This is a genomic window from Cellulomonas humilata (assembly GCF_013359775.1).
In the GTDB taxonomy this organism is placed as follows: domain Bacteria; phylum Actinomycetota; class Actinomycetes; order Actinomycetales; family Cellulomonadaceae; genus Cellulomonas; species Cellulomonas humilata.
Genome location: NZ_JABMCI010000068.1, coordinates 63,277 through 78,425, shown reverse-complemented (window position 1 = coordinate 78,425; position 15,149 = coordinate 63,277). Strand labels below are relative to the sequence as shown.

The window sequence follows — 15,149 nt, the reverse complement described above, 5'->3', positions numbered from 1 at the left end:
GCGCGGAACAGCCGACGAGGTCGATGCGTTCGCACAGACATGGAACTCGGCCTGTACACGTTCGGTGACGTCCACCCCGACCCCGTCAGCGGGGCGAAGGTCTCCCCCGGTCAGCGGATCCGGGAGGTGCTCGAGCGGGTGCGGCTGGCCGAGGAGGTGGGCCTGGACTACGTCGGCATCGGCGAGCACCACCGGCCCGACTACGCCATCTCGTCGCCGTCCACGGTCATCGCGGCGGCCCTGGCCCAGACCTCGCGGATCACCGTCGGCAGCGCGGTCACCGTGCTCTCCACCGAGGATCCCGTGCGGGTCTACCAGCAGTTCACGACCATGGACCTGCTGTCCGAGGGCCGCGTCGAGCTGCTCGCCGGGCGCGGTTCGTTCATCGAGTCCTACCCGCTGTTCGGGGCCTCGCTCGACGACTACGACGCGCTCTACGACGAGAAGATCCAGCTGCTCCTGAAGCTCGACGAGGACGAGCGCATCACGTGGCAGGGGCGGTTCCGGCCGGCCCTCGCCGACGCTCTGGTGCTCCCCCGCCCCTTCGGCGAGCACCTGCGCATCGCCGTCGCGACCGGCGGCAACCCGCAGTCGTCGGTCCGCGCGGGGGTGCTCGGGCTGCCCATCAGCTACGCGATCATCGGCGGGCAGCCCGCCTCGTTCGCGCCGCTGGTGGACCTGTACCGGCGCGCGCACGAGCAGTCCGGGCACGACGAGTCGGCGCGGTTCGTGTCCGTGGCCGGGATGGGGTTCGTCGCCGACGACCCGAAGGCGGCGCGCGACTACTTCTACCCGTACTGGCTGGAGTCCATGCGCCGGATCTCGTCGGAACGCGGGTTCCCGATGCCCAACCGGATCTCGTACGAGTCCCAGGCGGCGCGCGGCGGCGCCTACTTCATTGGCGAGCCCGAGCAGATCGCCGAGCGGATCGTCGCCCTGCACGGCGTGCTGCACCACGACCGGCAGGCGTTCCAGATGGACCTGTCCGGGGTGCCGCAGAAGGAGTCGCTGCGCTCGATCGAGCTCCTGGGCACGCAGGTCGCCCCCCTCGTCCGCGAGGCCCTGGGTCAGTCCATCCGGCCCGACTCGTAGGCCCACATCGCCAGCTCGACGCGGTTCCGGGCAGCGAGCTTGTCCATCAGGCTGCCGAGGTGGGTCTTCACGGTGCTCAGGCTGATGTGCAGCTCGTCGGCGATCTCGGCGTTCGTCCGTCCGCGCGCGACGGTGACCAGCACCTCCTCCTCGCGGGCGGTCAGCGGGACGAAGGGCTGCGCCACCCGGCTGCGGGACCCGGAGGCCGCGAACGTGGCGAGCAGCCGCACCGTCACGTTCGGCGCGATGAGCGCGTCCCCGGCGGCCGCCGCGTGCACGGCCTGGACCAGCAGCTCCGGCCCGGCGTCCTTGAGCAGGAAGCCGCGGGCTCCGGCCTTGAGCGCCCCGTGCACGTACTCGTCGAGGTCGAACGTCGTGATCACGACGACCGCGAGCGGGTCCGCGACGTCGGGTCCGGCGAGCAGCCGGGTGGCCTCGATGCCGTCCATCTCCGGCATCCGGATGTCGAACAGGCACACGTCCGGGCGCAGCCGGCGGGCCAGCGCGACCGCCTGGCGGCCGTCGGCGGCCTGACCCACCACCTCGATGCCGGGCTGCGCGTCGAGGATCATCGCCAGCCCGGTGCGGACGATCTCCTGGTCGTCCGCGACGACCACCCGGACGTTCACGCGGCTGCCCCGGCCCTCGGCAGCACGGCGGCCACCGTCCAGCCGCGCTCCGGACCGGGCCCGGCGTCGAGCGTGCCGCCCAGGAGCGTGGCGCGCTCGGTCATGCCGACGATCCCGTACCCGGTCCCGCCACGGCCCTGGAGCTCGCCGTCGTCCGCGACCGTCAGGCGCACGCGCTCGTCGTCGGCTGCCACCCGCACGGTGACCCGCGAGGCGTGCCGGGCGTGCCGAACCGCGTTGGTGACCGACTCCTGCGCGAGCCGGTAGAGAGCGGCGCCGACCGCGGGCCGCAGGTCGTCCAGGTCGCCGGAGAGCTCGACCTCGACGCGTGGCGGGCCGCTCACGGCACGGGCCAGCCGCTCGATGTCGGCCACCCCGCGCTGCGGCGCCAGGTCGGCGGCACCGTCGTCGCGCAGCGCACCGACCATGAGGCGCATCTCCGTGAGGGCGCGGGACGCCTCGGACTCGATGACTCGGAGCGCGTCCACGGCCGCGGCGGGATCGAGCGCAGCCACCACCCGGCCTGCCTGGGCGCGCACCGCGATCGCCGAGACGTGGTGCGCCACGGTGTCGTGCAGCTCCCGCGCCAGCTGCTCGCGCTCCCGCACCCGCACCTGGTCCCGCTCCCGCAGCCGGGAGCCGGCTCCGGCCCGCACCCCGGCGCCGATGGCCGCGGGCGACAGGACGAACAGGACCTCGATGACCGCGTCGGGCACGACCGTGTAGGTGCTGGCGACGCCGAGCGCCGCGCTGAGCGCGACGAGCGGCAGCCCGAGCACGATCTCGCGACCACTCCCCCAGCGGCACAGCGCGTACGGCAGGACGAGGACGCACGCCGAGGTGTACAGCGCGACCTCGCCCGCCCCGGCGACCAGCGCCGCGACGTCGACCAGCGTCAACGCGCCGAACACGCCGGCCACCACGGCCAGCGGGTGCGTCCGCCGCCACAGCAGGGACCCGACGACGAGCAGCGCGAGCGCCAGGGTGACGGGTCTCCACGTGACGTCCGGACGGAGGACGCCCTCCAGGACGGCGGTCGGCGCGAGCAGACCGACGAGCACCCAGTCCCGCCACACCCGCTCGGGCGCGCCGGGCGCTCGGGGTGCCGTCCACAGGGGACGGAGGAACGAGATCATGTCTCGCAGCCTAGGGATCCGTGCTGCTCAGCGGCTCGGCCGAACGGTCGAGGTCCAGCCGAGCGCACCGCGGTGTCGCACGGACTCGCTGGCGCGCAGCACCCCCTCGGCCAGCGCGGGGCCTGCGTCCACGCCCCGGGCGAGGGCCGCCGCCGCCGCTCCGTGCAGCACGTCGCCGGCCCCGAGCGTGTCGATGACCTCCGACGTGGGCACGTCGGGCGGACGCACCAGCGACGACGTCCGAGTGCCGTCCGGACCGATCGTGAGGATGCGGACCGGACCGCCGCCCGCCGACTGCGCGACGAACCGCGGACCGAGCTGCGCGACCGCGCCGAGGACGTCGTCGGGCGCGCCCGGCAGCGCGAAGTCGGCCGACAGGACCGCGTGGTCGACGTCCGCCAGCAGCGCCCCCAGCCCCGGCTTCCAGCTGCCCCCGTCGAGCAGGACGGGGAGCCCTCGGCTGCGCGCCGCAGCCGCGACCACCCGCGCGGCGCCCAGGTGGTGCCCGTCGACGAGCACGGCCGTCGCGGGTGCGAGCACGCTCTCGACGGCTGCGTCGGCCGCCTCCGCCAGGTCGCTGGTCCCGGTGGCGTTCACGGAGACGACCGCCCGCTCTCCCGTGGACCGCGTGACCAGCACGGTGGACACGGCGGGGGACCCGGGGCGCCCGGCGAGGAGGTCGACCACCTCGACTCCCGCGGCGACGAGCCCCGCGCGCACCAGGTCGGCCACCGGGCCGGTGCCGAGCGCGGTCACCAGGACGGTGGGGACGCCGAGCGCGACGGCGGTCGCGGCCGCGTTCGCCGCGGGTCCCCCGAACGACACGGCCAGATCGTCGGCCACCAGCTTCTCGTCCGGAGCGGGCACGTGGTCGACCACCTGCACGACGTCGAGCGTCGCCAGCCCGCAGCACACCAGGCGTGGTGGGGTCGTCATGACCGGGTGTCGGTGAGCACCCACGCGACGACGCCGAGCACCAGCGCCGCCAGGAGCACCGCGGGCCACGGACCGAGCACCGGGCTGAGCAGGTGCGCGCCGACGAAGCAGACCGCGCCCACCAGCACCACGGCCGCGACCCTGAGCCACCCGGCAGCGCGCACCGACCGCCAGACGCACCAGGCGACCCCGGCGACCAGGAGCGCGCCGCCGAGCGCCCGGACGTCGGACAGCTGCGCGACCGCGAAGGCCATCACGAGGGTGCCCGCGGCGAGGGCGGCGGTCGGGATCGCGGGGATCGGCCCCCGGGGTCGGACACGCTCTCGGACGGGTGCGGTGCGGGGCTCGGTCGGCACGTCGACACCCTATTCGGGGCAGGCGTCGCCCCGGACGGACGTCCCGTGCACCCTGTCCCGAACGCCCCCTACGGTGGTGGGGAGCGCATCGACCGCGATCCCCCTCGTTGACCCCAGGAGCCCGCCGTGCCCACCCCGCCCATCGACGCCACCACCACCGCCGCCTGGCAGGAGCTCTCCGTCCACGAGTCGACGCTGACGCCCGACCTGCGCGGCTGGTTCGCCGCGGACCCCGAGCGCGCCACGCGCCTCACCCTCCCGCTGGCGGACCTCACCGTCGACCTGTCCAAGAACCTGGTCACCGACGAGACGATCGCGCTGCTCACGCAGCTGGCCGACGAGGTCGGGCTCGCCGCCCACCTCCAGGCGCAGCTGCGCGGCGACCACATCAACGTCACGGAGGACCGCGCGGTCCTGCACACCGCCCTGCGTCGTCCCGCGGGCGCGCAGCCGCCGCTGGTGGTCGACGGGCAGGACATCGACACCGACGTGCAGGCCGAGCTGACCAAGATGTTCGCGTTCGCCGACAAGGTGCGCTCAGGCGAGTGGACCGGCGTCACCGGTGCGCGGGTGCGGACCGTCGTCAACATCGGCATCGGCGGCTCCGACCTCGGCCCGGTCATGGCGTACGAGGCGCTCAAGCCGTACGTGCAGGACGGCCTCGAGGTGCGGTTCGTCTCCAACATCGACCCCAGCGACCTCGCGGAGACCGTCACGGGCCTCGACCCGACGACGACGCTGTTCATCGTCGCGTCCAAGACGTTCGGCACCCTGGAGACGCTCACCAACGCGCGCCTGGCCCGCACCTGGCTCTGGGAGCAGCTGGGCACCGCCGACGACGACGAGTCGCGCAACGCCGCCGTCGCCAAGCACTTCGTCGCGGTCTCCACGGCGCTCGACAAGGTCGCCGCGTTCGGCATCGACCCCACCAACGCGTTCGGGTTCTGGGACTGGGTGGGCGGCCGCTACTCCGTCGACTCGACGATCGGCACCTCGCTGGCCATCGCGGTCGGTCCCGACGCGTTCCGCGAGTTCCTGGCCGGCTTCCACGCGGTCGACGAGCACGTGGCGACGACCCCGTTCGCGCAGAACGTGCCCGTCCTCATGGGCCTGCTGAACGTCTGGTACGTCAACTTCCTGGGCGCGCACACGCACGCGGTCCTGCCGTACGCGCAGTACCTGCACCGGTTCGCGGCGTACCTGCAGCAGCTGACCATGGAGTCCAACGGCAAGTCGGTCCGCTGGGACGGCACCCCCGTCACCACGCAGACCGGCGAGGTGTTCTGGGGCGAGCCCGGCACCAACGGCCAGCACGCGTTCTACCAGCTGATCCACCAGGGCACGCGGCTCATCCCCGCGGACTTCATCGCGGTCGCCAACCCGGCGCACCCGCTGACCGACGGCGGCGTGGACGTGCACGGGCTGTTCCTGGCCAACTTCTTCGCGCAGACCAAGGCGCTGGCGTTCGGCAAGACCGCGGAGGAGGTCCGCGCGGAGGGGACCGCCGAGGACATCGTCGCCGCCCGGGTGTTCTCCGGGAACCGCCCGACGACCTCGATCCTCGCCGCGTCCCTCACCCCGAGCGTGCTGGGCCAGCTCATCGCGCTCTACGAGCACATCACGTTCGTGCAGGGCGTCGTGTGGGGCATCGACTCCTTCGACCAGTGGGGCGTCGAGCTGGGCAAGAAGCTCGCGCTCGAGATCGCCCCGGCGGTCCAGGGCGACGCCGCGGCGCTGGCGGCGCAGGACCCGTCGACCCACGCGCTGATCAGCAAGTACCTGGAGCTGCGCGCCTGACGGGGGCGTCGCCGAGCCCGCACCACGCGGCACGGCCTCGGCGGCGCTGTCCGCGCCAGCTCGCGTGAAGACTTCGTTGCGCTGCGTGCGATGAAGTCTTCACGCGAGAGCCGGGTCACGACGCGAAGCGTGTCGCCCGCTCCACGACCACCCCGTGGCCCGCCTCGACGTCCCACGTGTAGACCGTGCGGCCGTCGATGAGCACGTGCTCGGCGCGGGAGGCCACGTCGAGCGGGTCGCCGGACCACACGACGACGTCCCCGTCGAGCCCGGGCGCCAGCGCGCCGACGCGCTCGTGCAGGCGCAGGAACGTCGCCGGGTTCACCGTCAGCGCTTCCAGGGCGGTCTGCCGCGGAAGGCCCTCCTTCACGGCGAGCGTCGCCTGGTGGATGAGGAAGTTGATCGGCACCACCGGGTGGTCGGTGGTGATCGCGACGCGCACCCCGGCGGCGGCCAGCGTCGCCAGGTTGGCGATGGCGCGGTCGCGCAGCTCCACCTTGGACCGGCTGGTGAACATCGGGCCGAAGATCACCGGGATGTCGCGCTCCGCGAGGACGTCGGCGATCTTGTGCGCCTCGGTGCCGTGGTTGATCACGAGCCGGTAGCCGAACTCGTCGGCCAGCCGCAGGGCCGTCGCGATGTCGTCGTGCCGGTGGGTGTGCTGGTCCCAGGCCAGCTCGCCGTCGAGCACCCGGACCAGCGTGTCCAGCGCCAGGTCGGCCTTGAACGGCTCCCCCTTGGTCTCCGCCGCCGCGCGGGCCGCCCGGTAGTGCAGCGCCTTGGTGAACGCCTCGCGGATCACCAGCGCGGTGCCCAGCCGGGTCGACGGGGTCTGCTTGCGCTCCCCGTACACGCGCTTCGGGTTCTCCCCCAGCGCGGACTTCACGCTCACCGCGTCGGAGATCACCTGCTCGTCCACCGTCCGCCCGCCCCACGTCTTGAGCGCGACGGACTGCCCGCCGATCGGGTTGCCGGACCCGGGCTTCACGACGACGGACGTCACCCCGCCGCTCAGCGCGTCGCGGAAGCCCTCGTCCTCGATGTTGATCGCGTCGATGGCCCGGACCGCCGCCGCGTTGGGGGTGGTCATCTCGTTGGTGTCGTTGCCGGCCGACCCCTCGCCCTCCTCGTGCAGGCCGACGTGCCCGTGCGACTCGACGAAGCCCGGGAGCACCCACCGACCGGTCGCGTCGATGATCCGGGCGCCCTCGGGCACCTCGACGTCCGCGCCGACGGCGGTGATCCGTCCGTCGACGATCAGGACGGTCCCCTTCTCGATCGGCTCGGAGACGACGGGGACGACGTAGCCACCGGTGAGGGCGACGACCAGAGAAGGCGTGGGGGTCATCGGCCCACCGTATGTCGGCGGGCTCGCCGACCTACCAGCAGCCGACCGTCGCCGGAGTCGGGCTGCCCATTCCCTGGAAGCCGAACTCCGTGTACCCGCCGGCCGGGATCGAGCCGTTCCACGCCGCGTTTGCGAACGTCGTCGTCGTGCCCGAGGTCGTCGGCTGCGAGCTCCACGCGTTGGCGACCGTGCCGCTCGGCAGCTGGAGCGTGACGTGCCAGCTCGTGATCGGCAGCAGGCGGCTGGCCACCCGGAGGTTGGCGACGAACCCGCCCGGCCACTGGCTGACCACCGTGTAGGTGGCCGTGCAGCCGCCCGCCGGGGGCATCGTGAAGGTCGGGCTCGGCGACGGGGAGACCGTCGGGGTCGTCGTGACGGTCGGCGTCGGCGTCGGCGTCGGCGTCGGCGTCGGCGTCGTGCCGTTCAGGGCGGCCGTGAGCGCGGGGTACCACCGGTCGGCGAGCTTCACGATGCCGGACTCGTTCGGGTGCACGCCGTCGGACGTGTCCGTCGCGGGGTTCCAGCCGGTCCACTGGTCCACCACGGTGATCGGCGACGCCGCGGTGCTCAGGCCCGCGGCCCACGCCGGGACCGCCGCGTTGAGCGCCACCGTCCGCTGCGGGCAGTCGGCGCAGCTCGGCGGCGCCACGGGGATGATCTGCGCGACCAGGATCTTCATGGTCGGCTTGCTGGCGCGCATCTGCTGCACCAGCGTGGTCCAGGCCGCGAGGATCTCCTGCGGGCTCTTGTTGCTCCACACGTCGTTGGTGGCGAAGTGCATGACGACGACGTCCGGGTGCGTGGCGGACAGCCAGCCGACCAGCTGGTTCGACGACGCGACACTGGTCACCAGGAAGCCGCCGTGGCCCTCGTTGTCGCCGTCGTAGGTGATCCCGCAGCCCTGCGCCGGGAGCGTGCCGACCATGTCGATGCTGGTGTACCCGGTCTGCTGGAGCTTCTGCCACAGCAGCGCCCGCCAGCAGCCGGGCGACCCGGTGATCGAGTCCCCGAGCGTCATGATCCGGACGGGGTCGGCCGCGACCGTCGGACCGGCGAGGGCCAACGCCCCCGTCACCAGGAGTGCGAGGGCCGCGATCGCGCCGGCCAGTCTGCGCAGGAACGTGGTCGTCATCGGGTCCTCCGTCTGCGTCCGCACCCGGCCCCGCAGGGTCGGTCCGGGGCGGGCAGGCGCCCGCCTCCTCGCAGGGTGGTGGTCGCGCGGGGTGGGCGCAGGGCGGCGAATCGTTTCGCCGCGGAACCGGTTCGACGAACGCGTCCATGCCCCTCCGCGGGGTCGGCCGACCGCCCGTGAGAGGCTCGTCCGGTGGGCGAGGTGACGCGGGCGCGCGTGGACGCGTGGACCTGGGCGGTGCGGTTGTTCCCGACCCGGTCGGCCGCCGCGGCCGCGTGCAAGGCGGGCCACGTGCGGGTCAACGGCGACCGCGCGAAGCCCGCGACCATGGTGGTCCCCGGCGACGAGGTGCACGTGCGCGGCGGCGAGCGCGAGCGGATCGTCGTCGTGCAGCGCACCGTGATCAAGCGTGTCGGTGCCCCGGTGGCGGTCGCCTGCTACCTGGACCGCTCCCCCGCGCCGCTGCCCAAGGAGCACGTGGTCGCCGGCGAGCGCGACCGCGGCGCCGGCCGCCCCACCAAGCGCGACCGCCGCCTGATCCAGCGCCTGCGCGGTCACTGAGCCCGACTGGCGTCGCCGAGATCGTGACTTCGCGTCGAGATCGTGAGCTGCAACGCACGATCTCGACGCGAACTCACGACCTCGCGGGGGCCCCGGCGGCCGGCGTGATCCCGAGCCTCGCCGCGAGCGCCATCGAGTCGAACGGCGCCCGGACCTTGAGGTCGTTGTCGAAGTAGACGAACACGTCCCGACCGTCGGCGGGTGCGGCCGGCACGGAGAGCGTGCGCGCTCCGGCGGGTTCGCCCCCCGCCGCCCACGCGCGGATCTTCGCCGCCCAGCGGTCGAGCGCGTCGTCGTCGTACCCGCTGGCGTAGAGCTCGGTCTCGCCGTGCAGCCGGACGTACACCAGGTCGGCCGTGACGTCCTCGATCACCGGCCACCGACCGGCGGCGTCCGCGACCACCAGCCCGATGCCGTGCTCCCGGAGCAGCTCGACGAACGCCGGCGTCTCGAACGTCGCGTGCCGGACCTCCAGCACGTGCCGCAAGGGGCGGTCGGCGTCGGTCGTCGTCCAGGCGCGGCCGTCCAGGCGCTCGTCGTGCTCGGTGCCCAGCTGCGCCGCGGCCGCCGTGCTGCGCGGCAGGAGCTCGAAGAACGCGGCGAGCCGCGCGGCGTCGAAGCCGAGGTTCGGTGGCAGCTGCCACAGGATCGGCCCCAGCTTCGGCCCGAGCGCGAGCACGCCGCTGGCCAGGAAGTTCGCCACCGGCACGCGGACGTCCGCCAGCTTCTTCAGGTGCGTGACGAACCGCGGACCCTTGACGGAGAACACGAAGTCCGCCGGCGTCTCGGCGGCCCAGCTCGCATAGTGCTCCGGGCGCTGGAGCGCGTAGAACGACCCGTTGATCTCGATGGACGAGAGCTGCCGGGACGCGTACTCGAGCTCGCGCCGCTGCGGCAGCGCCGCCGGATAGAACTGCTTACGCCACGGCGGGTAGCGCCAGCCGGAGACGCCGGTGCGGATGGTCATGGCGCCCAGTCTGTCGTCGGCGCGGCGCATAGTGGTGGCGTGATCCCCGCCGCCGCCGACGACGAGTCGTCGCTGTCGTCGGTCTACCGACCGCGCGAGCCCGTGGACGTCCGGCTGACGCTCGGTCCGCTGCGGCGTGGCGCCGGCGACCCCGCGTGGGCGTCGTCCCCCGACGGGTCCGTCTGGCAGGCGACCTCGACACCCGACGGTCCCGCCACCCTGCACCTGGCCGTCCGACGTGACGGCATCCACGCGACGGCCTGGGGTCCTGGCGCCGAACGCGTGCTGGCAGGGACGCCGGACCTGCTCGGTGCGCGCGACGACCCCTCCGGCTTCGACCCGTCCCTGCACCCCGTCGTGCGCGAGGCCCACCGCACCCGGCAGGCGCTGCGGATCCCGCGGTCGGGGAACGTGCTCGAGTCGCTCGTCCCGGCGGTGCTCGAGCAGAAGGTGGTGGGGCTCGACGCCAAGGCCGCGTGGCGCCGGCTCGTCCTGGAGCACGGCACGCCCGCTCCCGGCCCCGGTCCGCGCACGCTGCGGGTGCCGCCGACCGCCAGTGCGTGGCGCGCGGTTCCGGTCTGGGACTGGCGGCGCGCCGGCGTCGAGGAGGCCCGGGCCGGGACGGTGCTGCGTGCCGCGACGGTGGCGAGTCGGCTCCAGGAGGGCGCGGACCTGCCGCTCGAGGAGGCGCGCCGTCGCCTGCTCACCGTGCGCGGGATCGGCCCCTGGACGGTCGCCGAGGTCGCCTCCCGGGCGCTGGGCGACGCCGATGCGGTGTCGGTCGGCGACTACCACCTGGCCCACCTGGTGGGCTGGGCGCTGACGGGCCGGCGCACCGACGACGCCGGGATGCTGCGCCTGCTCGAGCCGTGGGCCGGTCACCGACAGCGCGTGATCCGACTGATCGAGCTCAGCCAGACCGCCCGCGCACCCCGCTTCGGACCGCGCATGCCGCGCGCCCTGCCGCTGCGCTGAGAAACTGCTCCGCGGATCGTGTCGATCCGCGGCTCGCTGGATCGTCCGACAGATGACGGACCTACCCCCCACCTGGAGGACCCCATGCGCTACCTGCTGCTCGTCTGCGACGACCCGACCGCCGAGCCCTACCGACCCGAGGACGACGACATCGTCGACTGGGTCGCGGAGAACGACCGCCGCAGCCTGAGCGTGCTGGGCGACCGGCTGCGGCCGCCGGCGGACGCCCGCACGGTCCGGGTGCGCTCCGGGCAGCTGCTGGTGACCGACGGCCCGTTCGCCGAGACGCAGGAGACGGTCGCCGGGTTCGACGTGCTCGAGTGCGCCGACCTCGACGAGGCGCTCGACCGCGCGGCGGCGCACCCGATGGCCCGGTTCGGGCGCATCGAGGTCCGCCCGTTCTGGCCGCTCGACCTCTGAACCCGGCGTCTCCTCAGAGCGAAATCCGTCGACCCCGCGGGGTCGCACCGCACACACTGTGCCTACCGTCCGCGCCGACCCCGTCGGCCGCGCCACACCCTTCCCTCCCACACCCGAGGTACCGCTGTGACCGACGAGACCCTGACCACCACCCGACCACCCGCGGACGACGGGACCGGCGCCCGTGACCGCCTGGCCGTCCGCCTGCTGCTGATCTCGACGTTCGTCGTCATCCTCAACGAGACGGTGATGGGCGTCGCGCTCCCCCGGCTGATGGACGACCTGAGCATCCCCGCGAGCACCGCCCAGTGGGTGACCACCGCGTTCATGCTGACGATGGCGATCGTCATCCCGGTGACCGGCTTCGTGATCCAGCGGTTCACCACCCGCGCCACGTTCCTCGCCGCGATGACCCTGTTCAGCCTGGGCACCGCGATCTGCGCGCTGGCCCCGGGGTTCGACGCGCTCATCGTCGGCCGCGTCGTGCAGGCCAGCGGCACCGCGATCATGCTGCCGCTGCTGATGACCACCGTCATGACGGTCACCCCGCCGGCCAGCCGCGGCCGCACGATGGGCAACATCTCCATCGTCATCTCGGTGGCGCCCGCCATCGGCCCCACCATCTCCGGGCTGGTGCTCAGCGTGCTCGACTGGCGCTGGCTGTTCGTCCTCGTGCTGCCGATCGCGCTCGGCTCGCTGGCGCTCGGCGCGGTGCAGCTGCCCAACCTCACGGAGACCCGCCGTGCGCGCGTCGACATCGCCTCCGTCGTCCTGTCGGCGGTGGCGTTCGGCGGGATCGTTTACGGGCTCAGCGGACTGGGTGCCGCCGCGACCACCGGCATCACCACGACCACGTGGACCTCGCTCGGTGCGGGCGCGGTCGCGCTCGTCGTGTTCGTGTGGCGCCAGCTCCGGCTCCAGAGGACCGACAACGCGCTGCTGGACCTGCGGACCCTCTCCTCGTCCACGTTCACCATCTCGGTCGGCGTGATGGCGATCAGCATGATGTCGCTGTTCGGCACCCTGATCCTGGTGCCGCTCTACGCGCAGACCGTGCTCGGCCTCGAGGCGCTGCAGACCGGCCTCCTGCTGCTGCCCGGCGGCCTGATCATGGGTCTCCTGGCACCGAGCGTGGGCCGCGCCTACGACCGGTACGGTCCGCGGCCGCTGCTGGTCCCCGGCGCGGTCGTCGTGAGCGTCAGCGCGTGGGGGTTCACGCTCCTGACCCCGGCGAGCTCCCCGTGGCTGATGCTCGCCTGCCACGTGCTGCTCAGCGCGGGCCTCGCCCTGATGTTCACGCCCCTGTTCACCTCCGCCCTGGGCGCACTGCCGATGCACCTGTACTCGCACGGCAGCGCGATGGTCGGGACGGTGCAGCAGGTCGCGGGGGCGGCCGGGACGGCCCTGTTCGTCACCGTGCTGACCGCGCAGAGCGCCACCCTGGCGGCCGCCGGGTCCGGCGTGGTCGATGCGACCGCCGGCGGCATCCACGCGGCGTTCCTGGTGGGCGCGGCCATCTCGCTGGTCGCCATCCCCGCGGCGTTCTTCGTGCGCGCCGCCCCGTCGCCGCACGGGGCCGACACGGACGCGGACGAGACGGCTGCGGTCCTCACGCACTGACTACGCTGGAGGCCCACCCCGGCACCCCTTGCAGGAGGACCTCCATGAGCTACCCGGTGATCGAGCGTCGTGAGGACGACGGGTCGGGCACGCCCGGTCGCATGCTCAGCGTCGTGTTCCCCGCGCTGCTGTTCCTGGTGGGCCTCGCCCTGTTCACCGTCGCGTTCAACGTCGGCGACTGGGGTGCCTGGGCGTTCGCCGGCGGCATCCTGGCCATCACGCTCGCCTTCGCGATCCCGACGACGATCCTCCCTGCCCTCGAGGACCGCTGAGGTTCAGCCCGACGTCCTGCGGCGCCACCGACGCGGCGGCCGGGCGGGCTCGACCGGCGGCGCAGGCGGTGGCCGGCGGCGGTCCAGCCACTGCCGCACCTCGACCTCCACGTCGCGCAGCGGCGTGACCACGGGCGGGCCGCCCAGCAGCTGACGCCGCGCGGAGACGATGCGCGCGTTGAACTCCTCCAGCGCCGCGCGCACGTCGGCCTCGTCGTGCAGGCGGTCCAGCCGCTCGGGCAGCACCGCCTCGTCCTTGCGCAGCTGGATCGCCTCGGGCAGGACGCCGGAGATGTGCTCGCGTTCGATGAGCGCCTTGAGCCACCAGTCGGGGTCGTGCTGGGCGCCGATGCCGGGGATCGGCTTGCCCGCCAGGGGCAGGTCGTCGAACTCCCCGCGGGCGATCGCCTGGTCGATGACGACGTCGACCCACAGGTGCCGGTTCTCCATCCGGCCGGGCGGGCGGGCGGGCTCGGTCTCGTCGGGCCCGCGGTCGCGGTCCACGCGGTACCGGGCGGCGTCACGCACCGGGTCGTGCTCGGGCATCGTCACCTCCGGGGCTCGTCGGCCCCACGCTACGACGACCCGCGCCGGCCGTCAGCCCGGCAGCCGCAGCTCGGCCCGAAGCCCGCCGAGGGCGGAGTCGCCCAGCACCACGTCGCCGCCCTGCTCCCGCGCGATCTCGCGCGCGATCGCCAGGCCGAGGCCGCTGCCGCCGGCATCCCGCTCCCGCGCCTCGTCCAGCCGCACGAACCGCTCGAACACCCGCTCCCGGTCGGCCGGGGCCACCCCGGCACCGTCGTCCTCGACCCGCACCGTCCCGTCGGCCACCACGACCTGCACGCGGTCGACCGCGTGCCGCACGGCGTTGTCCACCAGGTTCCGCAGCACCCGGCCGACCGCGGTGGCGTCGCCACGTGCCCGCCCCGAGCCGTCGACCGTGACCGCCACCGCCCCGCCGGTGCGGACCACGTCGCGGGCGACCGCCGCCAGATCGAGCTCGTCGTGCGCCAGCGGCGAGGAGCCCATGCGGGCGAGCAGGAGGAGGTCGTCGACGAGCGCCTGCATCCGCAGCACCTCGACCTCGAGGTCCCGCGTCAGCTCGTCGGTGTCGTAGGAGCCGGGGTGCGCCCGGGCGACCTCGATGGTCGTGCGCAGCGACGCGAGCGGCGAGCGCAGCTCGTGCGCCGCGTCGGCCACGAACGCCCGCTGCCGGGCAGCCCCGGACTCGAGGCGGTCGAGCATCGAGTTGAGCGTGCGGGCCAGCGCCCCGAGCTCGTCGTCCCGCGCGGGCACGGGCAGCGACCCCGGACCGCCCGACGACGCCACGCGGGCCGCCCCGCGGCGCAGCTCCTCGACCGGTCGCAGCGCCCGGCCGAGGATGAGCCAGACCCCGACGCCGAGGGCGAGCGTGAGCAGAGGCACGACGACCACGAGCGCGAGCCGCAGCGCGTCCAGCACGCCCTGCACCTCGGTGAGCGGCACGGTGGCGACGACGGTGACCGGCTCGTCGCGGAACGTCGTCGCCCGCACCGCGACCCGCGCGGCGTCGTCGTACGCGGTCTGCTGCGTGCTCGTCGCCCCGAGGACTGCCAGGACGTCCGGGGACAGCACCGGCAGCGTGCGGCTGGCGTTCGGCGAGGTGGCCAGCACGGCACCGCCGGCGTCGATCAGCTGCACGATCTCGCCGGGCTCCTCGACGGGCAGGGTCTCGGGGAGCCGGTCGTCGGCGGCCAGCGCCGCGACGGTCACCGCACGGTCGCGCACCACCTGGTCCAGGGCGTCCACCCGGGTGTCCCGCAGGACCACCGTGAGCAGGATCGCCCCGACGACCAGGGCCACGCACACCGCCCCGGAGGCCAGCAGGGTCAGTCTGAGGCGCAGCGACGCGCCACGGCGCACCTGTGG

Annotated in this window: 16 protein-coding genes; 7 read left to right on the top strand and 9 right to left on the bottom strand. The window is 73.9% G+C overall.

The window, feature by feature from the left end; translation table 11 throughout:
• The first annotated feature begins 39 nt into the window (after positions 1–39).
• Positions 40–1,092 (top strand): LLM class flavin-dependent oxidoreductase, encoded by a 1,053-nt coding sequence (locus tag HP550_RS15350; protein ID WP_175348556.1) that lies wholly within the window; start codon positions 40–42, stop codon positions 1,090–1,092.
• Here HP550_RS15350 and HP550_RS15345 read toward each other — a convergent pair.
• From HP550_RS15345 to HP550_RS15330, 4 genes are read right to left on the bottom strand one after another with little or no spacing between them, the layout of a single operon-like run.
• Entirely contained in the window at positions 1,068–1,721 is a 654-nt protein-coding gene (locus HP550_RS15345) for a response regulator (protein WP_175348555.1), read from the bottom strand. The two genes, HP550_RS15350 and HP550_RS15345, sit on opposite strands and share 25 nt — an antisense overlap.
• Positions 1,718–2,857, bottom strand: a complete 1,140-nt coding sequence (locus HP550_RS15340; protein WP_175348554.1) for a sensor histidine kinase — start codon at positions 2,855–2,857, stop codon at positions 1,718–1,720. The genes HP550_RS15345 and HP550_RS15340 overlap by 4 nt, the downstream gene beginning before the upstream one ends.
• A 27-nt stretch (positions 2,858–2,884) precedes the next feature.
• Positions 2,885–3,793, bottom strand: a complete 909-nt coding sequence (locus tag HP550_RS15335) for a PfkB family carbohydrate kinase (RefSeq protein WP_175348553.1) — start codon at positions 3,791–3,793, stop codon at positions 2,885–2,887.
• Positions 3,790–4,149: a hypothetical protein gene (locus HP550_RS15330; protein ID WP_343048205.1), complete on the bottom strand. Its 360-nt coding sequence runs from the start codon at positions 4,147–4,149 to the stop codon at positions 3,790–3,792. Before HP550_RS15330 ends, HP550_RS15335 begins: the two co-directional genes overlap by 4 nt.
• 126 nt (positions 4,150–4,275) lie before the next feature.
• Between HP550_RS15330 and pgi the strand changes: the two genes are divergently transcribed.
• The gene (gene pgi, locus HP550_RS15325) at positions 4,276–5,946 is read left to right on the top strand and encodes a glucose-6-phosphate isomerase (protein WP_175348552.1); all 1,671 of its coding nucleotides are present in this window, start codon (positions 4,276–4,278) and stop codon (positions 5,944–5,946) included.
• A 115-nt stretch (positions 5,947–6,061) separates the two neighbouring features.
• Here pgi and HP550_RS15320 read toward each other — a convergent pair whose 3' ends face one another.
• Together HP550_RS15320 and HP550_RS15315 are read right to left on the bottom strand one after the other, a co-directional pair.
• Entirely contained in the window at positions 6,062–7,294 is a 1,233-nt protein-coding gene (locus HP550_RS15320; RefSeq protein WP_175348551.1) for an amidohydrolase, read from the bottom strand.
• 31 nt (positions 7,295–7,325) lie between these two features.
• Positions 7,326–8,426 (bottom strand): GDSL-type esterase/lipase family protein, encoded by a 1,101-nt coding sequence (locus HP550_RS15315; protein ID WP_175348550.1) that lies wholly within the window; start codon positions 8,424–8,426, stop codon positions 7,326–7,328.
• Positions 8,427–8,618: 192 nt separating this feature from the next.
• Here HP550_RS15315 and HP550_RS15310 point away from each other — a divergent pair, with 192 nt between their 5' ends.
• Positions 8,619–8,987, top strand: coding sequence for a S4 domain-containing protein (locus HP550_RS15310; protein WP_175348549.1), 369 nt, complete (start codon positions 8,619–8,621; stop codon positions 8,985–8,987).
• Positions 8,988–9,060: 73 nt separating this feature from the next.
• On the opposite strand, the gene HP550_RS15305 is transcribed toward HP550_RS15310, so the two are convergent.
• Positions 9,061–9,954: a DUF72 domain-containing protein gene (locus tag HP550_RS15305; RefSeq protein ID WP_175348548.1), complete on the bottom strand. Its 894-nt coding sequence runs from the start codon at positions 9,952–9,954 to the stop codon at positions 9,061–9,063.
• A gap of 39 nt (positions 9,955–9,993) precedes the next feature.
• On the opposite strand from HP550_RS15305, the gene HP550_RS15300 reads away from it, so the two are divergent.
• From HP550_RS15300 to HP550_RS15285, 4 genes are all read left to right on the top strand, one after another.
• The gene (locus HP550_RS15300; RefSeq protein ID WP_343048204.1) at positions 9,994–10,929 is read left to right on the top strand and encodes a DNA-3-methyladenine glycosylase family protein; all 936 of its coding nucleotides are present in this window, start codon (positions 9,994–9,996) and stop codon (positions 10,927–10,929) included.
• 84 nt (positions 10,930–11,013) lie between these two features.
• Positions 11,014–11,349, top strand: a complete 336-nt coding sequence (locus HP550_RS15295) for a YciI family protein (RefSeq protein ID WP_175348547.1) — start codon at positions 11,014–11,016, stop codon at positions 11,347–11,349.
• 126 nt (positions 11,350–11,475) lie between these two features.
• Positions 11,476–12,969, top strand: a complete 1,494-nt coding sequence (locus HP550_RS15290) for a DHA2 family efflux MFS transporter permease subunit (protein ID WP_175348546.1) — start codon at positions 11,476–11,478, stop codon at positions 12,967–12,969.
• Positions 12,970–13,013: 44 nt separating this feature from the next.
• Positions 13,014–13,241 carry a hypothetical protein gene (locus HP550_RS15285; protein ID WP_175348545.1) on the top strand — a complete coding sequence of 76 codons (228 nt, stop codon included), beginning with the start codon at positions 13,014–13,016 and terminating at the stop codon, positions 13,239–13,241.
• A 3-nt stretch (positions 13,242–13,244) separates the two neighbouring features.
• Here the strand turns inward: HP550_RS15285 and HP550_RS15280 are convergent, their stop codons facing one another.
• Positions 13,245–13,787 (bottom strand): DnaJ family domain-containing protein, encoded by a 543-nt coding sequence (locus HP550_RS15280; RefSeq protein WP_175348544.1) that lies wholly within the window; start codon positions 13,785–13,787, stop codon positions 13,245–13,247.
• Between the two features lie 51 nt (positions 13,788–13,838).
• Entirely contained in the window at positions 13,839–15,143 is a 1,305-nt protein-coding gene (locus HP550_RS15275; RefSeq protein WP_343048203.1) for an ATP-binding protein, read from the bottom strand.
• Positions 15,144–15,149: the final 6 nt, after the last annotated feature.